At 67.1% G+C, this 18413-nt stretch carries 12 protein-coding genes; 4 read left to right on the forward strand and 8 right to left on the reverse strand.

Features of this window, described 5'->3' with window-relative positions; genetic code table 11:
- Positions 1-29 precede the first annotated feature (29 nt).
- On the forward strand, positions 30-320 hold the full coding sequence (locus NE236_RS04230) for a hypothetical protein (protein ID WP_252840439.1): 291 nt from the start codon (positions 30-32) through the stop codon (positions 318-320).
- 602 nt (positions 321-922) lie between these two features.
- On the opposite strand, the gene NE236_RS04235 is transcribed toward NE236_RS04230, so the two are convergent.
- From NE236_RS04235 to NE236_RS04250, 4 genes are all read right to left on the reverse strand, one after another.
- Entirely contained in the window at positions 923-1648 is a 726-nt protein-coding gene (locus NE236_RS04235) for an alpha/beta fold hydrolase (protein ID WP_252840440.1), read from the reverse strand.
- Positions 1645-2610 (reverse strand): alpha/beta hydrolase, encoded by a 966-nt coding sequence (locus NE236_RS04240; RefSeq protein ID WP_252840441.1) that lies wholly within the window; start codon positions 2608-2610, stop codon positions 1645-1647. The genes NE236_RS04235 and NE236_RS04240 overlap by 4 nt, the downstream gene beginning before the upstream one ends.
- Positions 2607-4433, reverse strand: a complete 1827-nt coding sequence (locus NE236_RS04245) for a ferritin-like domain-containing protein (protein ID WP_252840442.1) — start codon at positions 4431-4433, stop codon at positions 2607-2609. The genes NE236_RS04240 and NE236_RS04245 overlap by 4 nt, the downstream gene beginning before the upstream one ends.
- 64 nt (positions 4434-4497) lie before the next feature.
- Positions 4498-4743, reverse strand: coding sequence for a hypothetical protein (locus tag NE236_RS04250; protein ID WP_252840443.1), 246 nt, complete (start codon positions 4741-4743; stop codon positions 4498-4500).
- A gap of 187 nt (positions 4744-4930) precedes the next feature.
- Between NE236_RS04250 and NE236_RS04255 the strand changes: the two genes are divergently transcribed.
- Both NE236_RS04255 and NE236_RS04260 read left to right on the forward strand, forming a co-directional pair.
- On the forward strand, positions 4931-5182 hold the full coding sequence (locus NE236_RS04255) for a hypothetical protein (protein ID WP_252840444.1): 252 nt from the start codon (positions 4931-4933) through the stop codon (positions 5180-5182).
- Between the two features lie 267 nt (positions 5183-5449).
- Positions 5450-6115: a transglycosylase SLT domain-containing protein gene (locus NE236_RS04260; RefSeq protein ID WP_252840445.1), complete on the forward strand. Its 666-nt coding sequence runs from the start codon at positions 5450-5452 to the stop codon at positions 6113-6115.
- Here NE236_RS04260 and tatA read toward each other — a convergent pair.
- The 4 genes from tatA to NE236_RS04280 all read right to left on the reverse strand — a co-directional run bounded on the left by tatA (position 6112) and on the right by NE236_RS04280 (position 17054).
- Complete coding sequence (gene tatA / locus NE236_RS04265; RefSeq protein WP_252840446.1) at positions 6112-6411, reverse strand: Sec-independent protein translocase subunit TatA; 300 nt, start codon at positions 6409-6411, stop codon at positions 6112-6114. The genes NE236_RS04260 and tatA overlap by 4 nt on opposite strands.
- Before the next feature lie 439 nt (positions 6412-6850).
- Positions 6851-15787 carry a hypothetical protein gene (locus tag NE236_RS04270; RefSeq protein WP_252840447.1) on the reverse strand — a complete coding sequence of 2979 codons (8937 nt, stop codon included), beginning with the start codon at positions 15785-15787 and terminating at the stop codon, positions 6851-6853.
- A 226-nt stretch (positions 15788-16013) separates the two neighbouring features.
- Positions 16014-16457 carry a WXG100 family type VII secretion target gene (locus NE236_RS04275; RefSeq protein WP_252840448.1) on the reverse strand — a complete coding sequence of 148 codons (444 nt, stop codon included), beginning with the start codon at positions 16455-16457 and terminating at the stop codon, positions 16014-16016.
- Positions 16458-16577: 120 nt separating this feature from the next.
- Positions 16578-17054, reverse strand: a complete 477-nt coding sequence (locus NE236_RS04280) for a WXG100 family type VII secretion target (protein WP_252840449.1) — start codon at positions 17052-17054, stop codon at positions 16578-16580.
- 480 nt (positions 17055-17534) lie between these two features.
- Here NE236_RS04280 and NE236_RS04285 point away from each other — a divergent pair, with 480 nt between their 5' ends.
- Entirely contained in the window at positions 17535-17918 is a 384-nt protein-coding gene (locus NE236_RS04285) for a hypothetical protein (RefSeq protein WP_252840450.1), read from the forward strand.
- Positions 17919-18413 lie beyond the last annotated feature (495 nt).

Raw genomic sequence — 18413 nt, forward strand, 5'->3', positions numbered from 1 at the left:
GGGAAGACCGCGCCCGGAAGGAACGGCCCGTGAGCCACGACCAGGACCACGCCGATCTCGTCTCCCAGTGGGCGGAGCAGCTTCGCCGTACCGGAGGCGTAGATGTCCGCTACACCGATGACGACGACCTCGCGCGTTACCGCCGTGCCGGTCGCGATGCGGGCAAGCTGCTGGACCGTCCCGTGCAGACCGTTGCCCGGCACGGCATCATCCACGTCAGCCTGACCGACTGGGGAGACAACCCGCTAGAGACCCGTCTCGAAGACGCGCGGACCCGTAACGCCATCGACAGACCGTTTCGCGCCTATCCCGAACGCTGATCAGAAGGTCAGACGCGAAGCCGATCCGAGAGCGCCGGTTGCGCGACCCGTGAGACGTCCCAAGCTCACGACCCAGCCGGGTGGCCCAAAGCGTCCGCCCTCCCCCACCAGCCCGCCCACCCACCCAGCGCCCACGCCGCTTGCCCTAGTCCGGCAGCACCCGGCCGTCACGGGTCAACACCCCCCGATGACGCGCGATGACCAGAGTGCCGCCCCGTCATCACCACATCATCCGAACGGGCCGGAACGCCCCCGAGCAGACCCGAACCCACCCGCACGCCAGGACCCCCAAAACGCAGACTGACCTGGGCAGACACCACCGCACCGGATTGCGCCGGAACGGCCAGGAATGCCCAGGCCAGCCGTAAGTCAGAACCTCACGAATCGTCCCGGCTGGATGCCGGGCATGTGCCGATCGTCTTCGTGCCCTGGTGTCGGCAGGCAAAGCCGCCGACCCGCGTGACACGTCCCTCCGGACGCTATCGGCCCAGCCTGCACGGCTATCGGACCGAGGAGGGTGCCCCGCGTCGCCAGGGCACGGGGCATGCTAACGACAGAGCGATACCGCTTCGGATGCCAGGCTGGGCAGGGGGCGGCGCCGTTCAGCCCTGCTCATGGTCGGCTGCGTCGAGGATGGCAGCGGCCACGGCGTCGGGCTGGGAGGAGGCGATCGCGTGCGAGGCACCGGCGACCTCGAGGGTCCCTCTCGAGGAGGCTCGTTCGGCCATGAATCGCAGCGCCGCGACCGGGATGTTGAGGTCCCGCTCGCCGAAGACGAACCACGACGGCTTGGTGCGCCATCCCGGCTCGCTCACGCTCAGCCCGTCGGTCAGTGCGCGCTCGGTCACCGGGCGTTGGGTCGCCGCCATCAGGGCGGCCTCGTCGGCGTTCAGGTCGCCGCAGAACTGGTGGTGGTACTTCTCCTCGCCGATCCGGAACTCGTTGCCACCGGAGGCGACCGGATAGGCGACCAGCGCACTGGCCAGGGTGCTGCCTTCGAACTTGCTGGACAGTTGCAGGGCGCTTTCACCGGATTCGGGGGTGAAGGCGCCGACGTAGACCAGGGAGCGGACGGCCGGGTTGCCGGCCGACGCCTGGCTGATCACCATGCCGGCGTAGGAGTGGCCGACGAGGATGACCGGCCGGCCGATTCCGTTGATCACGTCACGCAGGTAGGTGGCGTCGCCCGCCAGGTCACGCAGCGGGTTGGCCACGGCGACGGCGGGGAGTTCGCGGCTTCGCAGGCGCTGGATGACGCGGCTCCAACTCGCCGATTCGGCGAAGGCGCCGTGGACCAGGACGATGACGGGCTGTTCGGTGGTGCTCATGGGTTTACCTTTCCGGGGTGCAGGGCGGCCTTGAGGACCGCGATGGCCTGGGCGGTGGCGGCTCGTGCGGCCTGAGTGTCGCGGACGGGGTTGAGCATCATGAAGTCGTGGAGAGTGCCGTTGTAGCGGACGCTGGTGGTCGGGACTCCGGCCTGGGTGAGCTTGCGGGCGTAGGCCTCGCCCTCGTCGCGCAGCACGTCGTTCTCGTCGACGATGACGAACGCGGGCGGCAGGCCGGCCAGGTCGTCGAGGGCCGCGCGCAGGGGCGAGGCGGTGATTCGGGCGCGCTCGGTCGGGTCGGTGGTGTAGGCGTCCCAGAACCAGGCCATGGCCTTGGCCGTCAGGTGCGGACCGTCGGCGAACTCGCGGTAGCTGGCGGTGTCCTGCGCGGCGTCGGTGACCGGGTAGTACAGCGACTGGTGCACGAAGTGCACGTCGCCGCGCTGCTTGGCCATGATGGTCAGCGCGGCGGTCATGTTCCCGCCGACCGAGTCGCCGGCGACCGCCAGGCGGGACGGATCGAGCCCCTCGTCCGCGCCGTGCCGGGTGATCCATTGCGCCGTGGCGTAGGCCTGCTCGATCGCGACCGGGTAGCGGGCCTCGGGCGACCGGTCGTACTCGACGAAGACCACCGCGGCCCGCGCGCCGACGGCGAGTTCGCGGACGAGCCGGTCATGGGTGCCGGCGTTGCCGAGGACCCACCCGCCGCCGTGCACGTAGAGCACGACCGGCAGCACCGTCCCGGCCGTCCCGGTGGGCTTGACGATACGGACCCTGACCTCGCCGACCTGGGCCGGGACGGTGATCCACCTCTCGTCGATCTCGGGCATCGCGACCGGGCCGGCCTGGACGTCGTCGAGGACCTTGCGGGCGCCGGCGGGCCCCCGCTCGTAGAGGAGTGGCGGCTTGGCGGCCGCTTCGGCGAACTCCTGCGCCGCCGGCTCCAGGATGTGCGTGCTCATGCTGTCCCTCCTTTCTCCGTGGTGATCCCGTCATCGGCCGGGCCGGTTTCCGGGCCCGGCTCTTCCTCACGAAAGTCGATTTCTCGGTGGGTTCCGTCGCACAGCGGCTTGCCGGCCGAATGCCCGCAGCGGCACAACGTCATCCTGTTCCGGGTCTCCAGCGGCCGTCCGTCCGCGCGCTGGACGGGCACGCCGCCGGTGACCCACAGCGCGCTGGCCAGGCCGCCCTCTTCCTCGAGGACCGAGATGGCCTGCGGGAGGTCGGGCTCGACCGAATCGCCGCCGCGTCGCAGGGCGTAGCTGTACGACCCGGAGGGGCAGTCCTCGATCCTTCCCATGATGTTGGAGCGCACGTCGCTGTCCTCGGTGTCGGCGAGCATCTCGGCGATCGGCCTGGTGCGTCCGATGCAGAACGCGGCGTGAACGCAGAGTTCGCCGACACGCTGAGCCGAGATGCCCACGCCGTCGTGCACGTGCTGCAGTTCCTCGTACGGCCGGACGTCGGCGGACTCGGTGCCGTCGAAACCGACCCGGGCGTGCGTCCCGTCGCAGAACGGCTTGGCGGACGATTGGCCGCAGCGGCACAGCGCATAGGTGTCCTCAGTGGCCAACGTCTCGCCGGTCTGCCATGTCAGCGCGGCGTTGTTCTCAGCGGCGACGATCTTGCGTTTGCGCTTGAGCGGAACTCCGCCGGACACGAGGTAGGGGCCGTCGGGGAGTACGACGATCCGCTGCCGGTCGTCGGCGCTCCAGCCGCGGTGCTCGGGTGGGACGTACTCGAAGGTGGGGCCGGCCGTCGTGCCCTCCCCGTCGGGCATCCGCATCAGCGCCTGGGCCTGTGCCTTGAGCCTGTACATGGTGGTGGTGGCGACCGCGAGCAGCCTCGGGCTGCCGTTGAACGCCTGTTCCAGCAGATACAGGAGGGTGCAATAGGTGTGGTTGAACTCCTCTTGGGCCGTACGGATCGCGCTGCCCGGAGCGTGATCGGCGAGTCGCGGGTTGGGCCTCATCGGGAGGACTCCGAGGAGATCCACGGTGATCGTCTCGCCGGTGGGACCGGAGCGCGGGGTGTCGCCGCGCCGGTAGCGCCGGCCGGTTCTGAGTTCCTGGAAGCGGTAGTAGTGGGCGACCTCGTCCCGGTCGGGATGGTGGACGTCCGGGTCCCCGTCCCAGACCGCGCCGCGGGACGTGCCCTCGCCCTCCTCGACGATCTCCTCCAGCGCGGCCAGCGCCGAGGCCAGGTCGTTTACGGCGATCATCCGTCCGGCGGTGTGCCGGAATTGTCCGGCGTGCACCTGGCGAGCCGGATCGCCGCGGAAGACCTCCCGCTCGCCGAGCCGGTCGCACAGGTGGCGCAGCCCGTCCTCGATCGCGTCGTAGAACTGCCCGATCGTCTCGTAGCCGTCACCCTCAGCCGGGGCGCCGGGCGGTGCCGGCTGTTCGAGCCGGAGGAACATGTCGAGTGCCCCGGCGCCGAAGGGAAGCAGCGACAGTTCCAGGGAGGGGTCACCGTGCGGCAGCCGCCGGGGATGCGGCGGCAGCATCCGCGGCGAGTCCAGCCGCGGCCGCCCGCCGACGGCGTTGAGCAGGTTCGCGGCCAGCGTCAGGTGGAGCATCTCTTCAATGAAGACTCCGGCCACCGCCTCGACGGCTTCGGGATTGCGTTCCGGGTCGAGCGAGTAGAGCGCGCACAGGTACGGCGGCAGGGTCGCGTGTTCCAGCTCGATCGCCCACTGCAGGTGCTCACGGAGATCGTCGAGCGTGGCGATCCGCCCGGACGTGACGGGAGCAGCAGCATGCTGCCGCCGGGCTGAGTGATTCATGGGTGTCTCACTTCGGCTATCGAAAGGGGATTTCACCGGCGCGGTATCCGCCGGTCTGCACGGCTCAGGCGCCTCCACCGGGGCCGCGCCGCCGGGGCCGGGGGTCGCCTTCCAACTCCTCGATGGCGCCGAGAAGGGCGCGGAGTTCGACCTCTTCGCGCTGGATGTCGGCCGGGTCGAACAGCCACTCCGAAACCGGCAGGCCGGTGGCCTGCTGGGCGTCGCTCTCCGCCTCGTGGCCGTGGTCGCCGAGCTTCGTCACGAGCCTCGACCCGATCAGGCCGGTGCCGCCGATTACCACGATCTTCATGACAAGCCTTCCTGCCCGCCGGGGCTCTCCGTTCGCCATCCGGTCGCCAGCTAAGACAGGCCACTCGTCCGGGCTGTGACAACTCGGACGAGAAATCTTCACAGTCGCGGTTATTCGGTGCGAACTGTCACAGGAGAGGACGCTGCCCTGTCTCTGCCAGCGGGACGGACATCGAGGGGAGCAAGGCGTGCCGGCGACAGACACCAGGTACCGGATCCGGGTCCGGATGACCCCGCGCGCGATCGACGAGCCGCACCGCACCTCGAGCCCGCTCGAGCTACTGTTCCCGCGGCTGTACTGCTTCGCCGTGGTGGAGCACGCCACGCGGCGAGTCCACGTCCTGGGTGTCACGGCGAACCCGACCGCCGGCTGGGCCGCGCAGCAAGCCCGCAACCCGATGCTCGACTGGGCGATCGGGCCGGCGACTTCCGATTCTTGATCAGGGACCGGGACAGCAAGTTCGCCAGGCTCTTCGACGAGGTCTTCAAGGCCGAGGACATCCGCGTAGTGCTCACCGCACCGCAGGCCCCGCGGATGGACGCGATCATGGAACGGTGGGTTGGCAGCGTACGCCGCGAGATCCTCGACCAGATCCTCATCATGAACGAACGCCACCTGCGCAAGGTCCTCGCCGAGGATGGAATGAGGCTGATCGGCGACCACACTTGTAGGCATCGGCCGGCGCGGAAACGGGGGAGGCGCAAGGGTGCGACAGCATCAGGGACGATGGCTTGCCGTCTCGGTCGCGGTCGTGGCCGCGGCGGGATGGGTGCTGACGCACGGCGGGAAGGACTCCGGCAGCAGGGAACCATCCAGGGCCGGGACGTCCAGCGTCGCGTCCCCATCGAGTGACGGTTCAGCCGTCCGGCCCGATTCGACGTCGACCTCGAACGACCCTGCGCGCTTTGCCTCGCAAGTCATCAAGCACGCACGCGAGGCCGGTATCAGCCCGCGGCTGCTGATGGCGATCCTGTTCAACGAGTCGGACAAGCCGCACGACCCGGCCTTCGAACGAGCCTGGCAGAAGATCAAGCCGGATGCCGCGTTCGGCATAGCCGACATGCACAAGGCCGCGTTCGATGAGGTGAAACACGGCCGCAGCTTTGCCGACCGGCACTGGGAAGAGCTTCCTGACGACCCAGATCTCGCAATCACCGCTGCGGCCTGGTATCTGCACGATCTGGCGACCCGCTTGCCTGCCAAATGGTCCGGACCGTATACCCGAAATGAGCTGCTCGCCCTCGGTTACAACGCTGGGCCCGGCAATATGAGGGCATTCGCCCGAGGAGCCAGACCCGGCGACATCGCCCAGTCGTATCTGGAACGCCTGCGTCAGAACTGGGCTGCGGCTGAACAGGCCCTCCGCCGTTAGCGGTGTGAGTTTCCGTGCCGTGCGGCGTCGGTCGCCGGGGCGGTCAGTTCCTGCGGCCGGTCGGCCTGCCCTTCCAGTCGGGCGGCCTCGTCCCGAAGTCGGGCGGCCTCCTGGCGCATCTGCTGCGCGGACGTCGCCGACTGGTCGTCGTCAGTCATCAATCCCCTGGTCTCGGACTTGAAGATACGCATCGATCGCCCCAGTGATCGTGCGGCCTGGGGCAGCTTCGCCGAGCCGAACAACACAACGAATACCGCAATGACGATCAGCCAGTGCCATACTGAGAATTCACCCATCGCCTTCTCCTTCCTGGCCGACACGCCGTGTGCCCTGATTTCGATTCATATGTCGCCGCCAGATGGTGCGGGTCCGGTTGGCGAGACGGAAAGGAGCACGCGAGGAACCGGCGTTGTCACGCCTCTCCAACGTACACCGGCTCGAACCTGGTGGATCTGGGCCGGGGGCGGCGCCACGACCAGGCCCCGATTCACCATGCTGACCGCAACGCCCTGCGGCGGCCACGCCGTGTGGTCAACGTGATTCCATGTCCCATCGCCCCTGCCGGAACGACAACGTCCGAACGGCAGAGACCTAGGACGTTTCCTGTAGATCTTGATCTTTGGGTTCTGTAAACCATCCCGGGTGGATGTTGATGAACGGCTGAAGCGTCATGATCTGACCGATGAGGAGTGGGAGTTACTGGCCCCGCTTCTACCCGCGCAGGTATCGCCGCCCTCACCGGTCCATTCGGGCCGCGGTCGAGATGAGAGCCACTTCCACGCAGTCCACGCCGCTCCACGAGGACTTCTGCCACGCCCTGCCGTCGCCCGCCGCGGACTCGAACGGACCACTCGATTTACCGCTTTCATGGATCAAGAACTGCCCATCGGGCGAGCCGGACACTGCAGCCGAACCTGTCTCATCGGTATCCGGCGGCGACATGAGACCGCCATCGGCATCCCGCACCTCGGCCTTTGGAGAGGCGATCAACGCGTCGACCGCCCGGCTCAGCGAGAGGTCGACGTTCTCCCGCGAACTCAACCGGCGTTGCACGCCCTTGGCCAACCAGACCTGCGGAACCTTGCCCGCCTCCAGATATCCGGCGATCGGGCTCAACCCGCCTTCGCGCAGCAGCGAGACGAGGTCCATGTCCTCCCGAACCGGCTCCGGCTCCACGCCAAGGTGGACCGTCGGCTTCGGGGGGGTGTCGACGTCACGAGGCGGCCGTACGGGAGGCACGGATCCCTGCGGCGTGACCGTCTCCGCGAAAAGCCGTGAATCACCTTGCTCCCGCGTCGGTTCCTTCGGACGGAGGACGAGCTTAGGCGCACGGTTCTCGCCGGCGCCTTCGCCGGACCAGACGATGAGCTCACGCGCGCGCTTCTCGCCGGCGCCTTGCCCGGATCGGATGACCTCGGCGGCAACGTGCAGCCCCACTCGACCCAGGGGCGACCCGCCTTCAACGTCACGCAACGACAGCGCATGCCCGCTCAGATCCCCCACGGTCGCCCGCGCGGACTCCACCGCCCGCGCCAGCACTTCGCGGGCTGCGCTTTGCACGTCCGCCCAGGCCTCCTCCAAAGACGAAGCGTCAGCGACTGGATCGGTGAGACGGGGGGCAAGTTCCCTCGCAAGGTTCTTGCCGGCTTCTTCCCCAGACCGGATGACCTCGGCGGCGACTTTCAGCTCCACTGGGCCCAGGGGCGACTCGTCTTCAGAGTCACGTGCCGACGGCACATGGACACTCGTATTTCTCACGATCGCCCGCGCGTACTCCACCGCCCGCGCCCGCACCGTTCGGATCGCGCTTTGCACATCGTTAGTGGCCGCGACGGTCTCGGCGAAGCCGTTACCGACCCTGAAATCGGTACGACCGTCGCGGTAGTTCCGGGCGATCTCCGCCGCGATCAGACGCACCGGATCTTCATCGGAGATACCGTGTCGGCCGGCGGTCTCGGCCGCCGCTCTCATGTACTCGTCCTGCTGCTCAGGAGACCACAGCCCGAGCGAGACATCGGCACGCGCGGGATCGAACCGCGACTGTTTGAACAGCGCCCGCTCCTCCGGGCTGAACCGGGGCGTCCAGTCATGCGCACCGAAGTGCTTACGCGCCAGACGCAACGCGCCGTTGTGGCCACTCCAGGCGATCTCCGCCGCGACCAGCAGAACCAGTTTCGACCGCTCATCATCGTCTAGACGCTGAGCGCCCGGCACGGCCTGCAGGTGATCGACGATCACGGAGGCCTCTTGCATGATCTGGTCATGCGCCTCGGGCGAGAACCGCTTTATCAGCTGAAGCTTCTGCTTCGCGGCGCTCTCGGGGTCCGAGAGGATCTCGGCAAGTTCGTTACCGGCATCGGAACGACCGCCGAGGTAATTTCGGCCGATCTCCGCCGCGATCAGACGCACCTGGGTCTTATCGGCCGGCGAAAGTACCTTGGTGTCATCGTCCGACGAACCCGAACCCGCCTTGGTGCCATCCGCCGACGAACCCGCGTCCGGGTCGACGGGCTTCTTGGCGGCCCAAATCGTGCTGGCGTCTTCCATGAACTGGTCCTCGCGCATGGGGGACCACATGGAAAGGGTCACATCAGCGCGTGCGGGATCGAACCTGGACGAGTCGAACTTCTCCAGTAGCCCAGGCATCTCCTGACGGGGCACGCCGAAGTGGTCCTGGGCGAGACCTATCGCGGCATGGTGGCCCTTCCAGAGGATCTCGGTCCCGACCAACTGCCAGATCCCGGCCATACGCTGAGCGTCCACGTTGTGAGCGCCCGGGAGCACGCTCACCTCGCGAACGATCGCGGAGACCTCGTTGCCGATCTGGCCGTATTGATCCGGGGAACGCTGCTGAAGCATCTCGCGCACCGTGGCGGCGTCCCGCAGGCGATCCGCGCGAATCTCGGGCAGGGGCTGCGGCCCGGCTTGGGCCGGCGTGGCACTGGACGAACCCCCGGCTTCCGTGGCGTTCGCTCCTGATGCCGCCTGCGCCTGGAGCTCCGCTGTTTTCGCCGCGCGTCGTTCGGCCTGCTCCGCTCGAGCCTTTGCTCGTTCCGCTCGTTCCTTGGCTTCTCGAGCTTTTTGCTTCGCGGCCCGACGGGCCTCCTTCGCGTGGATCTCCTTGAGCGCCCGATCGGCATGCTCCTGCGGGGTCAATTTGCGCGGCGTCTGGCCCTTGGCTTTTTGTTCCTCATCGAACTCTGCCTGCCGCCTTGCTCGGTTCATCTCGTGCGCCTGCTGCCACGCCTGCCTGGCTGAGGCCCCGCCAGAACGAGACGATGCCGGAAGCCCGGCACCGGCGTCGGGTCCACCGCCGTGCATGTCAGCCGACGATGCGCCCGGGCCGGAAGTACGCGCGGCCTCACCTGATGAAGAGTCGTCAGACGTCCGCGGGCCGACAGCGGACGATTCCTCCGGCGCGTTGCCGGTGCCGTGGGCCGATGGGGCCACGGCACCGGAGCTCCGGGGGCCGGTACCGGCCTGCTCGGTCACCGTCCCGGAACCGCCATCAACCCCCGAACGCACGCCACCGGACGCCAGCGCTTCCCCGGCGCCCGTACGGGCGCCGGGCGTGGGCGAGCCCGCACCGGCCCCCGACCTCGAGTGACTGTTCACATCTGGCTCGAGCTTCGGCAGGACCCCGCCCACCGAGGTCCTGCCACCACCCGGCGCATAGGTATCCCACCCGTCGAACTCCCCAGCGACGACCTGCGGTTTGCCATCCGGACCAGGCCGCCGCACCCCGGCATGGTAAGCACCGGACTCCACTTGGGTGAACTCGTGGAACGGTGCGGTCACCGACTTTTGGAGCCTCTCCGCGAGCGCAGGCGCGAACGAACGCGCGTCCTTCGCCAGCAGAACCACACCATTACTCTCCCCGAAGTTCTCTTTCAGCCACTTGGCGAAATGCTCCGGACTCATCCCGCCATGGACAGGGTCGTGACCTTTGACGAAGATGTAATTATCGACAGGCAGAACCTGTCCTTCCACCACCAACCGACCGTCCGCCGACCGCCACACAACGGCACCCTGCACGGGCGTATGAGCGGGATCGGGCTCACCAAATTTCCAGGTGCCCTTCGCGTCCGGCCCTGAAGCCGCCTCCGACTCCTCCCGAGCCTTCCTCTGCGCCTCTACCCGAGCCGCTCGCTCTTTTTGCCTCCCGGCCTCACGCGCCTCCTTCGCGTGGATCTCCTTGAGCGCCCGATCGGCATGCTCCTGCGGGGTCAATTTGCGCGTCGGCTGGCCTTTGGCTTTTTGTTCCTCGTCGAACTTTGCCTGCCGCCTCGTTCGGTTCATCTCGTGCTCGTCCTGCTGCGCCTGCCTGGCCGAGCCCCCGCCAGAACGAGACGATGCCGGACGCCCGGCGCTGGCGTCGGGTCCACCGCCGTGCATGTCAGCCGACGATGCGCCCGGGCCGGAAGTACGCGTGGCCTCACCTGATGAAGGATCGTCAGAGGTCCGCGGGCCGACAGCAGGCGACTCCTCCGGCGCGTTGCCAGTGCCATGGGCCGGCGGGGCCACGTCATCGGAGCTCCGGGCACGGGCACCGGCACCAGCGCCGGGAGATTCGGAGTGTCCGGTGCCGGGCCTGGGCTGCTCGGTCACCGTCCCGGAACCTTCATTACTCCGCGAACGCATGCCGCCGGGTGCCGGCGCTTCCCCATCGCCCATACGGGAACCGGACGTGGGCGAGCCCGCACCGGCGTCCGAGCTCGAGTGAGTGTTCACGTGAGGCTCGAGCTTCGGCAGGACCCCACCCACCCGGGTTATGCCACCACCCGGCGTATAGGTATCCCACCCATCCCATTTCTCAGCGGCGGCCTGCTCTTTGCCATCCGGACCAGACCGCTGCACCCCGGCATGGTAATCACCGGACTTCGCCCGGAAGAACTCGTGGAACGGCGCGGTCACCGGCTTTTGGAGCTTCTCCGCAAGCGCCTGCGCGAACGAATGCGAGTTCTTCGCCAGCACAACAACACCGTTGCTATCCCCGAAGTTCCCCTTCAGCCACTTGGCGAAATGCTCCGGACTCATCCGGCCATAGACGGGGTCGTGACCATTAACAACGATGTCATGGTCACTAACCGAAGAATGCCCTTCCACCACCAACCGACCATCCGCCGACCGCCACACAGCAGCACCCTGCACCGGCGTATGAACAGGATCGGGCGCACCAAACTTCCCGGCATCCTTCGCATCCGGCCCTGAAGCCGCCCCCGACTCCTCCCGAGCCTTTAGCCGAGCATCCCGAGCCTTTCGATTCGCAACCTCACGAGCCTCATTCGCATAAGCCTTCTCAAGCGCCCGATCGGCACGCTCCCCCGGGACCGACGAACCCCCGCCAGAACGAGACGACCCCGGACGCCCGGCACCGGCACCGGGTTTGCCGCCATGCATGTCAGGCGGCGACGCCCCTGGCTCGGAGGAACGCTTGGTGGCGTCCTGCGATGAGCGACCGACATCGTCGGAGTTCCGCGGGCCGACAGCGGACGACCCCTCCGACGCCTTGCCAGTGCCGTGGGCCGACGGGGGCGCCTTATCGGAACTCCGGGCACCGGCACCAGCGCCGGGAGATCCGGAGGGCCCGGTGCCGAACCCTCCAGGCTTCTCGGTCACCGTCTCGGAGCCGTCACCGTTCCGCGTACGCGTGCCGCCCGTACGGGAACCGGACGTGGGCGAGCCGACGCCGGCGCCGTTACGGGCCGGGTCGTTCTTGGGCGAAGAGACCGGCCCGGCCGCCCGCTGAGGACCGTCGCCGCCGCCCGTCGGTGTGGGCCGGCGGGTCCCGGTTTTGTGGCCAAAGGGGTCCCTCGGCTCCTTGCCGAGGTTGGCGCCCTCGCCAGGGAAGCCCTTCTTGTCCGAGGCTTCGGGCGTACCTGTGCCTTCGTCGGCCGGTCTGGACGAGGTGGCGCCGCCGGTCGTCCTGCGGTCCTCAGTGAAGGTCCTGATGACGGTCTCGGTGTTTGTCCTGGAACCGCTGCTCTTGGACTGGTTAGAGGTGCCCTTCCCGCCGCCCGACGAGCCGGGGCCGGCGCCGGAGCCGCCACTGCCGGGTGCCGCAGGGGACTCCTGCTCTACGTGGATGATCTGGCCGGACTTCTCGTCGAACCGCAGTGCACTGGGCGATATCTTCTGCTGCGAGGCCGGGGTGAGCGTGCCGTCCTTGTTGACGAACGGCGTGGCCGTACCCTCGCCGGAAGGCGAGAAGCTGGTGCGCTCGACCTTTTGGCCGTCGGCGGACACCTTGACGACGTCGATCTTCTCGCCGTTGGCCCGTACGGGCTCCGGTCCGCCAGGTCCGCCGCGGAAATAGATTCCTGTTCCCGCCGCTGACGGGTCGGCCTTGGTGCCAGAAGAGACCGACGGAACCTTCTCGAACTTTCCGGTGTAATCGCTGCGGGCGAGTACGGTGGGCGGCTCCGAATCGGGAGTCGCCTTCTCACCGTCGCCGAGCCGGTAAGCCTTGGGCGCGGTGATGATCCGCTCGGCCTTCGCTGATCCGAGCGGATACGCGTCGTGCCAGCCGTCCGTGCCGTCCTTACCCAGGCTGTAGTAGGACTCGTAGTCGTTGTCGTCGCTTTTCACCCCGCCCGCCGGGCGCTGCTCGACGGTCACCAGGTCGATGTTGCCCTCGCTGTCCCGCGCGAGCACCTGCTTTGCGACTTCGCTCTCGGGCGTCTTGAGTGTTCGGTTCGGGGGAGCGAAGGCCCCGTACCTCCCACCGGAGCCGGTCGGCTTGGCGGTGACGGTGACGACGTCCCAACGGCCCTTGGCGGTGTCGAACTTGGCCAAACGTTCGCCGGGGTCGCCGACCGGAAACCGGTCGCCGTTCTTGTAACCGAACCGTGTGTGAACCGATCCGAGGGACTTGGCATTCACGACCCAGTCGTTGGCATCCAGGTGTTTCTCGGTTTTTTCTCCGGTGTACGGGTCGACCTCGTAGTAGCGGTTTGCGTCCGTACCACCGGTCGCTGTCTTGTCCTCCGAGGTCTCCGGTGCCGGGTCGGCTGAGGAGCGCGTTTTGCTTGGCGGTTTGGCTCCTGTAGACCCATCTGGCCGCTGTCCGTGGGAGACCTCGACCAGGTGCCATTCGCCGTTCGCCTTGTTCTCGGCGAAGAGCTGCGTGGTGTGCGCCGTAGGCGCCGGATCCGTCGACCCGGCCGGCCCGGAGTGAACTTCCGACTTGGATGCGCCCGCCTCACCCGGCTCGGCGGAACCCTTTGAGAGCTCGTTAGCGCGACGACCTTCAGCCGCCCTGGCGTGCGCTTCGCCCTCATCGTTCCTGAACTCAGGGCGGTCGACTGTTCGGGCGCCGACCGCTTTATTTTCGTCAGAATGCGCAGACCCTTTGCCGAGCCTCTCATCTTCGCCGGGGAAACGAGACTGGCTGGGGCCATTCTGCCGTGCGCCGTCATCGGCGGCCTTGGCCGAGGTTGCACCGTTCGTCTCGGAACCGCCCGGCTCAGCGGAACCCTTTGAGAGCTCGTTAGCGCGACGACTTTCAGCCGCCCTGGCGAGATCCTTCCCCATTCCCCTGGATGCGACTCTGCCGCCTTCTTGGGCGGCGACCGCTCTATTTCCGGCGTTATTTTCGCCAGAACCCTCGGGCCCGCTGCCGAGCCTCTCGCCTTCGCCGGGGAAGCGGAATTTGCTGGGGCTATTCTGCCGCGCGCCGTCGCCGGCGGCCTTGGCCGAGGTTGCACCGTTAGTCTCGGAACCGGTCGGCTCAGCGGAACCCTTTGAGGGCTCGTCACGACGACCTTCAGCCGCCTTGGCATGCCTTTCGCCCTCATTGTTCCTGAACTCGGGGCGGACGACTTTTTTGGCGCCGGCTGCCTGCTTATTGCCGGTGGGCTCAGACCCACTGCCGCCACGCTCACCCACGCCAGAAAGGGCAGACCCGCCGGCGCCATTCTGCCGCGCACCGTCCCCGGCCCCCTTGGCCGAGGTCGCACTGTCAGCCCTGGGTGCCTGCTCGGCAGGCTTAGGAGTACCGGGGCTCCTGTCGGGCCTATTGGTGCCGCCACCCTGCTCGCCGCCCCTCGACCCCGCCGACCCGCCAGGGTTCGCAGAATTCCGTCCGGGATCGGCCAGACCGGGGTCACCGGCCGCCGCGGGCTTCTCCGAACCTGGTCCGCCGTTACCGCCCGGTGCGTGGCGATTCGCCGGGTCCATGAAGCCGCTAGGACCAGAAGGTTCCGTCTTGCCGCTCGTCGTGACGATGTTCGCGGGCGGCCCGGAGTGGTCCCCGATCAAGGTGCCGTCGCCGCCTGGGCCGCTCCCGCCAGGCCGGTCCGCGTTCTCCTTCGGCCCATTGCCCTGGGCCGGACGCTCACTCCCCGGGGCGCCGGCGGGACGTCCGTTACCGACGGTGCCGGGGTGGTTGTTCCCACCTACGACGGGCCCCTCACCGTGTGAGGTAGGGGGCACACGGACGCCGTCCCCCTCGGGACTCAACACCGGGCTCGACCCGCCCCCGGCTTCGGCTCGCGTGTCTTTCGGCCCCGACCCGGACATGCCAGGCCCGTTGCCCGCCGACCGGCCGGGGTGCTCGCCGGGGCCTGGGGCGGCCGGGCTTCGTCCGTTCGCACCGCCACCGTCATTCCCACCGGGCCGGGCGGCGAAATCACCGGCCGGAGTTTGACCAGGCTTCGGGGGGCCGGCAAGGCCGCCAGAGCCGAAGGCCGGATCGTTGGGCGATTTTACGGGGACGGGGTCCGACGGGCCGCCCGGATGGCTGCCATTCCCGGTGAGAACCTCGTTGCCAGAACGCTGCGTACCGTTGGGTGGCGCCGCCCTGTCGTTGCCCGTGCGGACGAACGAGTCATTGAGCGCCGGTATGGTGGTCGGCTCGTTGTTGAGGCCAAGCCTCGGTGGGTTCGGTGGCAGGACTGCGCCGGGACCGTTCTTGCCACCCCCCGGATTGACGTGCGGCGCGTTCTCTGGGACCTCGACGTGGGGTGTGGCCTTGGGGCCATTGCCGATGCCCTTGGGAGGGGGACCACCCGGAACATCGGGAGCATGGAAGAGGCCGCCGTAAAGGGCACCTCCTCCCACGGTGATGCCCGCCGTAACCGGGTCAGGCGCCCAATGCTCCTTGAAGGCGGCGTGAACGATCTCTTCGGTGCTGAAAGTAAGAGCTGTTTCGACGATCGCACCCGTGATGCTCGCTGAGATGAAACCGTTAACGGTCTCACCGATTGTGCCGAGCCTGCTCAGCTGCGTGAGCACTCCGACAAGATTTTCCACTATCTCGTTAACAGCAGCGAGCGCCCTTCCCAAAAAGCCGAGGGGTAGAATGAAACTAACAGGGATTAGGACGAGTGCGACAATAAGTGCGATATCTTGCTCTTTATAGTACTTTTCAAGAGCGTCTACCATCTGGTCGGCGTAGTAATTGATCGCCCCGCCGATCTGATATGCATTATCACGGGCATCGGCCAGCAGCTTAGTGATGCCGCCGTCCGGGGAACCGTTCCCTCCGGGGTAGGCACCGGAGCCCCACAGCCACCTCATCGAACTAGCGGCCAAACCGCCCCAGTCCATGCCGGCGACCGCGCCGCTCATGGCAATCATGTGTTCATGCAGGGCATCGCCCAGGCCGATCCACATGTTTCCCAGATCGTATATCGCGTCGATGTCGACGCCGAAGGTAGGGTTCACCGCCATCGGAGATCAGGCCTCCTTGACGAAAACAGTCGCCATATTTATCTTCTGCTCCGGCATGACCGGCGCGATCTTCCGCGCCGGACGGCGGGAAGCGATCTCGCTCATGGGATGACGTCGGCAATCATCGGGCCCCAGCGAGCCGAGTGCGGGACGGTCGCCTCGTAGGTGACCTCGACAGACCTACCGGGTGCGGCCGCCCGCACGACGCATGGCCGGCCTCTGTCCCTCACCACTCCTCCGTGACGGCCGTCGTGGTCGGGTCGGTGATGCTCTGTGGCACCCCATCGGATCCGCCACCGTCACCACCACTGCCACCGCTCAGCGCCTGGTAGAACTTGCCGAAGTAGTCGGCGAGCGCGTGCTCGGTGGTACTGAAAAGGCCGGCGACGATCAGCACACCGGCCGCAATGTCATTGAGAACGCCTTTTTCAGGATGCTCCTTGGTGCCGAAGAGCTCCTCTGCCACCGCATTCCATCTGTCCCCGAAATCCTTGGCCTCATCAGAGGTCCTGCCTGCCCACCCCAGACGGAGGTCGCGGAGGGTGTTAATAATATTCGAAAGCGAGTCCGCGACAATCTGGTTATTGTGCTTGATGTTATTGCCATGCGTTACCAGTTCGTCCGGGTACACATAGAAGGAGTCAACGGCGTCGTAGTTTACGTCGGGCATGGCCCTTCAACTGCCCTTCAGGGTCGCGCGACCGGCAACAGGCCAGGATCGAATTTTCGGGTCCGGCCTGAACCGCGTCACATCTATGATGTGGGGACGCATCAACGAACCGGCGGAGTATCATCCGGAGCCCTCTTTAGGGTGGACCACCGGCACTGCGTCAGACCTCGGCCTTGGCGCCATGCCCCCGGCTCGCAGGCGCAATGCCGGATGATCGCTCTTATTGGTGTGACCGTGTCCGCCCGCCCCGTGGCCGCCCGGGTGATGCGCCGAGGCCGGACCCCCCTGCGCCGTCAAGTTCTTGGCGTTGGCCGCTTCCGAGTGCAGATAGTTGTTGTAGGCCGTCTGCAGACGGTTCGCCATGTCGTTAAGTAGATCTTCAAGATCGTTCGATACTCTCACGAACCAGGCCTGCATCTCGTCGTAGGTCGCCGCGGACGGCGTCCCCCACGCATCCTTGACCGCGCGGAACTCGCGACCGGTCGCGGACATGGCTTCGCTGATCGCAGCGTGCTCACGCCTGACGATGCCGATGGCGTTGTGCAACTGCGCCAGATCGACCTTGAATTCCTCGAAAGTCTGCGGTCCGTCCGCCACGAGGGCCCGCCTTCCATCTCGTGCCCTGATCACTCATCCTTCTGGTGTGCGCCCGTCGCTCCCAGGCCTCCGCAGCGACACCTGTCACAAGCATCCCACATCGTGTGGACTCGTGACATCCTTGCTGCTACACAATGTCCACACGGTGGTAGTAGTGGTAGACGCGCCGTCTGCCTCGGCCGGCAGGCCCCGCGAGGATGGGAGCGCAGCGTGGCTAGTTTGAATGACTCCTTGCAAAAAAACGGGAGGCAACCGAAATACGGTCCGCCGTACCAACCCTCGTCAGGCGACGGTCCGCCAGACCCTGACCCGGGCCCAGACGCTTGGTCGCACGTCCCGCAACTCGCGGTCCCGTCACCTTGGAACGGCACTCCCGGTCCCCCATCGTTCAACGACGATCCACCGGGCCAACCGTCGGGGGGCGGGGGCTCAGCCACCGACATACCCGAGTGCTGGCCTATCCGGCTGAGCATGGCGTCGATGCGTGCCTCTCTGTACACGATCATTTCCGAGCTCCAGAGCGCGGTGGCGTTGTACCAGGATGTGAGGGCCAAGGTCTGGGCCTCCAAGGACACCGTCTTCGGCCAGAACGCGACGATCAACCCGTACGCGGCCGGCCAGGGGACCGGATTGGAGTACGCGAACCTGCCGGAGGAGGAGGACAGCCCTATCAAGGCGTCGGCGCAGGCAAGCGCGGCCAGGCTCAACGTCTATCAGGAGAGGGTGCTCGAGCAGATCGCCGACGCCCTGGAAGTCGTCGGGCAGTTCACTGCGGGTGTGGACCGCGCCGGCCAGGCGTACGCTTCGGCGGACCGTAAGGCGAAGTTCCCCGCCCCACCGCCCAACCCGGTCAACAAGACCTGACGTCACAGCGGGCCCAGCGGAAGGCCTTGGACAGGACCACGGTCAGATCGTCCGGGCCGGCTACGGCGAACTCGACCACCCGCTGGGCCTGCTTTTCAGCATGATCTAGCGAGGAGCCCCACCCCTTCAGCTTCAGGGGCGGGAGGAATCGTTTCCCTCGTGTGCGGCGCGTTAGCGCCGCTTAGACCGGTCGTTTCTGGTTTTCCGGTGTAGTCCTTGACGACCTTGAGCGGTGCCCCGCCGCAGGATGCGGCCAAGCAGGACGGCGACCAGAAGTGCTCGCCCACTACTTGGGTGTCAACGGCCACGTGTACGTGCAGGGTGCAGGCGACGCTGCGGCCCGTGTGAATAGCGGGGCTCGGTTCCCGGCGTGGCGACGTAAAGCAATGATATGGTCACAGTCTGTGAAGGTCGTGGTGCAGGTCAAACTGACGCCGACGCCCAGCAGCTAGCTGGGGGCTACCTCCAAACCCGGTCCTTAAGGACCGGGTCAAG

The sequence above is a fragment of the Actinoallomurus purpureus genome (assembly GCF_024055795.1).
Taxonomy (GTDB): Bacteria; Actinomycetota; Actinomycetes; order Streptosporangiales; family Streptosporangiaceae; genus Actinoallomurus; species Actinoallomurus purpureus.